This is a genomic window from Nostoc sp. (assembly GCF_036917375.1).
In the GTDB taxonomy this organism is placed as follows: domain Bacteria; phylum Cyanobacteriota; class Cyanobacteriia; order Cyanobacteriales; family Nostocaceae; genus Nostoc.
Window position 1 is genome coordinate 66,886 of the sequence record NZ_JBALDN010000026.1, and the last position, 7,741, is coordinate 74,626.

Sequence of the window (7,741 nt, forward strand, 5' to 3'; positions counted from 1 at the left end):
ACAATCTCAATTCATATTTAGCAATGCCATGTTTGCTTGTGCTTGCTCAATACAAACTTTCAACCGTTCGGCTAAGAACTGGACGTGGGGTTCAGCCATCATCGTGATATGGTTGCCTGGAACAAAATGGATATCTACTGGTTCGCCAGAATACTCACTCCACCCCCAAGTCGAATCTTGGGAAATCTCAGAAAACTTGCTAGCCAAGCGTTCTGGAGGAGTTTCTCTGGCACGTAAAAGCGTAATTCGACCAGGATAAATCTGTTCTGGTACATAATTAATTAGAGATAGAGAGTTTGCTTTTAAAGCTTGCACCATGTTTTTCATCTGCGTAATTTCAGCGTTAGGAGGCAGCATATTCACCATTTTTAAATGCTGTAAAACGTGTTTTAGTTGCTCCTCCACAGGCAAAGATTGAAGGGTATCGTAAGAAATATCTATGTTCGTTGATAGAGAAACTTCTACTGCTTTGATCAACTCAATCAACCACCTAGCATGATCCCAATCAAGACGTTCAATACGTGCTTGTTTGTCTTTAGAGGTTGGTGCTGACATATCAATCATGACAACTAGAGCAACGATATGTCCTTGATGGAGCAACTGAGTCGCCATTTCAAAAGCTACTATACTTCCTAAAGAATGCCCTCCCAAAAAGTATGGCCCTCGCGGCTGAACAGCTTGCATTGCTTCAATATAATGACTAGCCATATCTTTAATTCGAGTGGCTGGCTCTAATCCATCTAGATTGTTTACTTGAAAACTATATAAAGGTTGGTCTGCTCCTAAATAACGTCCTAAGTGATACAAGTAGAAAGGTTCGCCACCAGCGCCGGGAATGCAGAAGAAAGGTAACTTTGAACCGTTTGGCTGAATTGGAACCAGACAAGACGAATTTGAGTAATCCGAGTCTATTTGGACAACTGTTGCTAACTGTTCAATAGTTGGGTTTTGGAAGAGGCTTGTTAAACTCACATCTTTAGCAAGCTGCTGCTTGATTTGAGCCATTAAGTAGGGAGCCAAAAGCGAATGACCACCAAGGTCAAAAAAGTTATCTTGTACTCCCACCTTGTCAACTTTTAGAACCTTTGACCAAATTTGCACCAATTGCATTTCTAATTGGTTACGCGGTTCGACAAATGTATCTAAGTTATTAATGTTAGAAGGTGTAGGTAAAGCGCGGCGGTCTATCTTGCCGTTGGGTGTCAGGGGCAAGCTATCTAGGAATACAAAACTAGAAGGCACTATGTACTGTGGTAGCTTGGTAGAAAGGAAGCGACGGATTTCACTAATGGTAGGTGTTGATTCCTGATTTGGGATGATGTAAGCCACTAAGCGTTGCTCACCAGAATCATCTTCATGGGAAGTTACTACAGTTTGATGCACAGATGGATGTTGTGCTAATACTGTCTCAATTTCCCCAAGCTCAATGCGTATGCCGCGAATCTTGACTTGACGATCGAGGCGACCGAGAATTTCTAGAGAGCCATCTGGAAGATAGCGGCCGCGATCGCCTGTATAGTACAGTAAATCCTGGTCGTCATTGCGAAAATGGTTTTTGACAAACCGAGAACGCTTCTCTTCTGGAGCGTTAATGTAGCCCAAACTGCGAAATGGTGTTCGCAAAACAATTTCGCCTGGTTCCCCAATGCCGCACAGTTGCCGATTTGTATTCAAAACTAGTGCTTGAGTTTCAGGAAGTGTCCGTCCTACTGGCTGTACCCCTACTGTCGGTTCACTGGGTACTTGGTAATAACATTTCGCCAAAGTTGTCTCTGTCGGCCCATAGAGATTAACGATTTCACCTGCTTGGGGGAAAGCATCTCGCCATTGTAATATGAGTGTCTCCTTAAGAGGTTCTCCGGCTAAAAATAACCAGCGTAAGTTACGCAGAGATTCTGAGGGGACATTAGCTAACCATGATTGCGCTAAGGAAGGAACTGTGTGAAGAACGGAAATCTGTTCGCGTTCCAAGTAACGCAAAATTTTCGTCGGTTCTAATTTATCTCCTTGTGCTGGTAGACACAAGGTTGCACCACTGGTCAAAGGTAAGAAGATATCTCTAAGAACGACATCAAAGGAAAGTCCTGTTAATTGGGCAATGCGGTCTTGTTGACTAATTCCAAAGGTTTGTCTTTGCCAGTTGAGAAAATGCGCCATTCCTTTGTGACACCCCAATACACCTTTAGGAACGCCAGTCGTACCAGAAGTAAAGAAAATATAGGCTGCATCATCAGCAGATATTTTTGGCAGGGGTGTTGTATGACTGCTTTCTAAAGAATTTATAGCTTCTGCTGTGTCTGGATTTACATAGATGATAGTTAAAGACTGCCATATCTCTTGGTCTTTTGGGGGTTGACTATCGATGTACAATATGTGTTTAGCTTTCGCTTCTTGAAGCATTAGCTGTTGGCGTTGGCGTAGCCCACCGGAGGTATCGCGAGGAAGTTGCGGATCGATGGTCAGTAGTACTGCTCCACTCAAGAGAACAGCGATCGCACTGGCAATAAATCCAAAACTTGATGTCCCATATACGGCTACGACATCTCCCCGTTCGATTCCGTGACTTAGTATCACCCTTGCTAAAGCTTGAGAGCTTTTGCCTAATTCCCCATAGTTCCAAGTGCGAGATCCTTGACGCACTGCTGAAAGTTCTGGATTGCTATTTACCCAAGAGGTAAACGTTGTTGTGACTAATTCGTATTCTGGTTCTGGTATAGCTGTTGTGGGATCTGGCAGTAACAGTTGGGCTTGTGGTGTTACAAGAGAATAAGCAGCGATTGCACTATCAGCATCGACAACAATTTGATTCAGCAAATGATGGAATTGTTGTACCATTTCCACCATTCTTTCTGAAGTAAATAGGTCAGCATTATATAGTAGTTGCAGAGTTATTCCTTGTTCGTGTTCTCCAACATACAAGCTTAAGTCAAACTTGGAAGCTGCTTCTGACATCAATATAGGTTCTACAGACAATCCAAAAAGTTCTAGTTGGGTGTCTGCCAAATTCTGTAAATTAAACCATACCTGAAAAATTGGATTATGGCTGAGATTTCGTTCTGGCTGCAATGCTTCCACCAGCATTTCAAAAGGTAAATCTTGATGAGCATACGCGGACAACGCTACTTCTCGCACCCGTGATAGTAGCTGCTTAAAACTGGGATTACCATCTAAGCGGGTACGCAACACAAGGGTATTGATAAAAAAGCCAATTAGCCCTTCAATTTCTGCACGGTTGCGGTTGGCGATCGGCGTACCTATGCAAATATCATCCTGCCCACTATAACGCCATAGCAATATTTGAAATGCTGTTAACAGCGTCATAAACAAGGTTACACTTTCTTTTTGACTCAATTGTTTGAGCGCAATACTTAGTTCTTTTGAAAGTGCGATCGCTTGATATGCGCCGTGGTAAGTTTGCACAGCCCCTCTAGGTCGGTCAGTGGGTAGCGACAATAAAGTTGGTGCATCGGCTAGTTGTTGTTGCCAATAACTCAGTTGGCTTTGCAGTACATCTCCTTGCAACCATTGCCTTTGCCAAATTGCAAAATCTGCGTACTGAATAGGCAGTGGTGCTAACGGTGACGGCTGATCTTGAGAATAAGCATTGTACAGAGATGCTAATTCTTGCATAAACACACCCATTGACCAGCCATCAGAGACAATGTGATGTATATACACTAACAAGGCGTGTTCTGTCTCGGACAGCACAACTAACGTTGCTCTGACTAATGGTTCATTTGCCAGGTTAAAACCTTGAATCGCTTGTTTTTGCACTAATTGCTGTGTAGCAATTTCTTTTTCGCTTACTTCGGCTTCGCTCAGTACAAGTGTGGATAAATGCTTAAAGTCAACAATTGAGACTGTCCAAGGTGCAAATCCTAAAGGGTCGGAAGTTCTTACTATTCCCTGCCCCCTGCTCCCTGCCCCCTGCTCCCTGCTCCCTGCTCCCTGCTCCCTAATGATTTGTGTTGGTTGTCCATCAACGTTAATAAAGTTGGTGCGTAACACCTCGTGGCGATGAATAATTTCTTGTAAGCTTTGTTCTAAGGCTGCAACATTAAGAGTTCCGAATAGACGCAAAGTTAGCGGTATATTATATAAGCCACCCAGAGGCTGTAACTGATCTAAAAACCACAAACGCTGTTGAGCATAAGACAGTGGTAATTGTGCATTCTCTGCCCTTGGTAAGATGGGTGGTGTAGAAAGTTCTAAGTCTTGTACTGAGCGGAGTCGAAGTACCTGTTCCTGCAATTGCCCAATCGATTGCGCTAGTTCTGCAATTGTTGCTCTTGCAAATAACTCACGCAATGGTAGTTCTACTTTGAAAATGTTGCGGATACGTGAAACCAGTTGCGTTGCTAGTAACGAGTGTCCCCCAACTTCAAAGAAGTTATCATATATGCCCACTCGCTCTAGTTTCAGCACTTGTGTCCAAATTTGTGCCAGCATTTCCTGAATGGGTGTGCGTGGGGCAACATATTTGTCTTTTTGTTCGTTTTGTAAATCCGGTGCTGGTAGGGCGCGGCGGTCTACTTTATCGTTGGGAGTTAGTGGCAACGACTCCAGTACCACAAAAGCATTTGGCACCATATACTCTGGGAGTTTTGCTTTCAGGGAGTGGCGCAGTTGGTCGATTGTGGGTGTACTTCGACTCCGCTCAGTACAAGTCACCTGTGGATACGGCACCACATAGGCGACGAGGCGCTTTTCTCCTGGGGTATCTTCACGGGCGATAACACAACAGGACTGCACATCACCATGTTCGCTCAGTGCTGTTTCAATTTCTCCCAATTCAATGCGGAAACCACGAATTTTTACTTGATTGTCGATGCGTCCTAAGTATTCAATGTCACCATCCGGTAAATAACGTGCCAAATCCCCAGTTTTATAGAGGCGCTCGGAATTAGAGGATTGGTCTTCTGCTTCCCCCTTGCTCCCCTGCTCCCGTACTCCTCTGCCTCTTTGAAAGGGATTACCGATGAATTTTTCCTGAGTTAGTTCGGGACGGTTGAGGTAGCCTCTTGCCAATCCCACACCACCGATGTGTAATTCTCCTGGTACACCGATGGGGACTGGTTGTAGATATTGGTCGAGGATGTATATCTGAGTATTATAAATGGGTCGGCCAATTGTGAGCTTTTGCTGATGGATACCCAGTAATTTGTATGTTACTTCTACAGTCGCTTCAGTAGGGCCATAGGCGTTTATTAGCTGTGGATACTCGCCTATATGCTGCTCCCACATTCTGAATCGTTGCTCAAGTGGATGCTCGCCACCAATAACTACTAGTCGGATGCAATCGGGTAACAGCAAATTGGCATTGACTAATTCAAAAGTTAGCTGATGCCAGTATGCTATTGGCAAATTTAACACTGTTATACCCCAATCGCGGCATTTTTCGATGAACGTCTGCACCGAACTCAGCATTTTTTTGGTTCGTAGCACTACCGTCGCACCACAACATAGGGAAGGATAAATTTCTACTGCTGCTGCATCGAAACAAATAGAACAAAACTGTAGTACGCGTTGGCTTTGCCCAACCCAGGCATCGCTTAACCCATACTCAACAATTGCCGCCTGTGTAAGATTGACTAGGGACTGATGTTGAATCATTACTCCCTTGGGTTTGCCTGTAGAACCAGAAGTGTAAATTACATAAACTAAATTTTCGCTGCTGGTGCTATTAACCAAATCAAAATCACTCAATTGAGAAATAGATTCCCACTCAGTATCCAAACATACAAGCTGCGCTTGATGCTTAGGTAGCCTTTCAATTAGATGCTGTTGAGTTAAGAGTACCGAAAGTTGAGTATCTTCGAGCATGAAGCTCAACCGGTCTTGGGGATACTCAGGATCGAGTGGTACATAAGCACCACCCGCCTTAAGAATGCCAAGTAATCCCACCACCATCTCCAGTGAGCGTTCAACACACAACCCTACTAGTACATCTGCTGCCACACCCAAAGACTTGAGGTAATGCGCCAACTGGTTAGCACGACTATTCAACTGCTGGTAAGTCAGTTGTTGATCTTCAAACACAACTGCCACAGCGTTGGGAGTACGTTTAACCTGCTCCTCAAACAATTGATGAATACATTTATCCTGGGAATAGTTGGACTGGGTATCGTTCCATTCAACCAATAACTGCTGCTGCTCAACTTCTGTTAGCAGAGGCAATTGTGAAATCCGCTCTTGAGGATTAGCAACAATTCCTTCAAGCAATGTTTGAAAATGCCCACTCATCCGCTCAATAGTGGCTGCATCAAACAAGTCAGCGTTGTACTCCCACAAACCCACCAGTCCAGTTGCCGTGTTCTGCAATGATAAAGTTAAATCAAACTTGGCAACTGCACTTTGGATTGGCAAAGAACTGATAGTTAAGCCAGCAAGCTCTATCTCAGACATAGGCGCATTCTGGAGGACGAACATCACCTGAAACAGTGGTGTATAGCTGAGGTCTCGTTGTGGCTGCAATGCTTTTACCAACTCCTCAAAGGGCAAGTCTGGATGAGCGTAAGCTTGCAGTGTCATTTGCCGGACTCGACCGACCAATTGCTGAAAACTGGGATTACCTGACAAATCGGTACGTAATACTAAAGTGTTGACAAAAAAGCCAATTAACCCTTCAAGTTCGGTGCGATCGCGGTTAGCAATGGGCGTACCCACTACAATGTCATCGGAGCCTGTATAGCGATAAAGCAAGGTAACATAAGCTGCAAACAGCGTCATGAATAGGGTGGCTCCCTCTTGCCTACTGAAATTAGCGATCGCTTGACTCAGTTCATTTGATAATTCTATATATTGGACTGCACCCCGGTAATTTTGAATGGCTGGTCTAGGTCTGTCCGTGGGTAATTCTAGTAAGGTAGGAGCGTTTTTGAGTAATTGCTTCCAGTAATCAAGCTGCCTTTGGAGTACCTCTTTTTGCAACCATTGCCGTTGCCAAATAGCAAAATCGGCATACTGAATTGGTAGCTCAGGTAGCTCTGGGGATAAGTTATTGCAGAGGGCTGAGTAAATGGTTGCTAACTCGCGCATCAATACGCCTGTTGACCAACCATCCACTAAAATGTGGTGTACTGTTAGTACCAAAGCGTATTCTAGCTCTTTGAGTTTCACCACACAAGCTCGGATTAAAGGAGAACTAGCAAGGTCAAACGGTTGAGCAGCTTCTGTTGTAGCTAATTGTTGGCAAGCGATTTCTCTTTCACTTTCAGGTAGTTCTGTTAGGTCTAGTACTGGCACACTTAAGGTTAAGCTATCAGCAATTACCTGGACTGGCTGTTCGTTGATAGTGTGGAAGTTGGTACGTAAAGCTTCGTGGCGCTCAATAATTTTGTTAAGGCTTTGCTCAAGCGCCACGACGTTCAGATGACCGTGAAGTTTAAAAGCTGTTTGTTCGTTGTAGAAAGGGCTATCTGGTTCCAACTGGTTTAATAACCAGAGTCGTTCTTGGGCAAAAGACAGGGGTAAATTCTGAGGACGCTCGGTTTTGATCAAGGGGGAATCTGTATCGGGAGCCGCATTTTTCTTATGCAGCAACAAGATAAGTTCTGCTTTATTTTTAGCTAATAAGTCACGAGTTTCTAGCGTCAATACCCCCTTTGGAGCATTAGCACGCAACTGCTCACCCTCAACCCACAACTTCACACCCTGTTTACTAAGATCAATTACCAATTGTTCGATATTCACAGAAACATTACTCCACGTCAGCTAACTCGTAATTCGTAATTCGTAATTT

Annotated in this window: 1 protein-coding gene; it reads right to left on the minus strand. The window is 44.1% G+C overall.

Annotated features, from left to right (window positions below; genetic code table 11):
- Window positions 1–6: 6 nt before the first annotated feature.
- Window positions 7–7,692 carry an amino acid adenylation domain-containing protein gene (locus V7K45_RS06740; protein WP_335001626.1) on the minus strand — a complete coding sequence of 2,562 codons (7,686 nt, stop codon included), beginning with the start codon at window positions 7,690–7,692 and terminating at the stop codon, window positions 7–9.
- Window positions 7,693–7,741 lie beyond the last annotated feature (49 nt).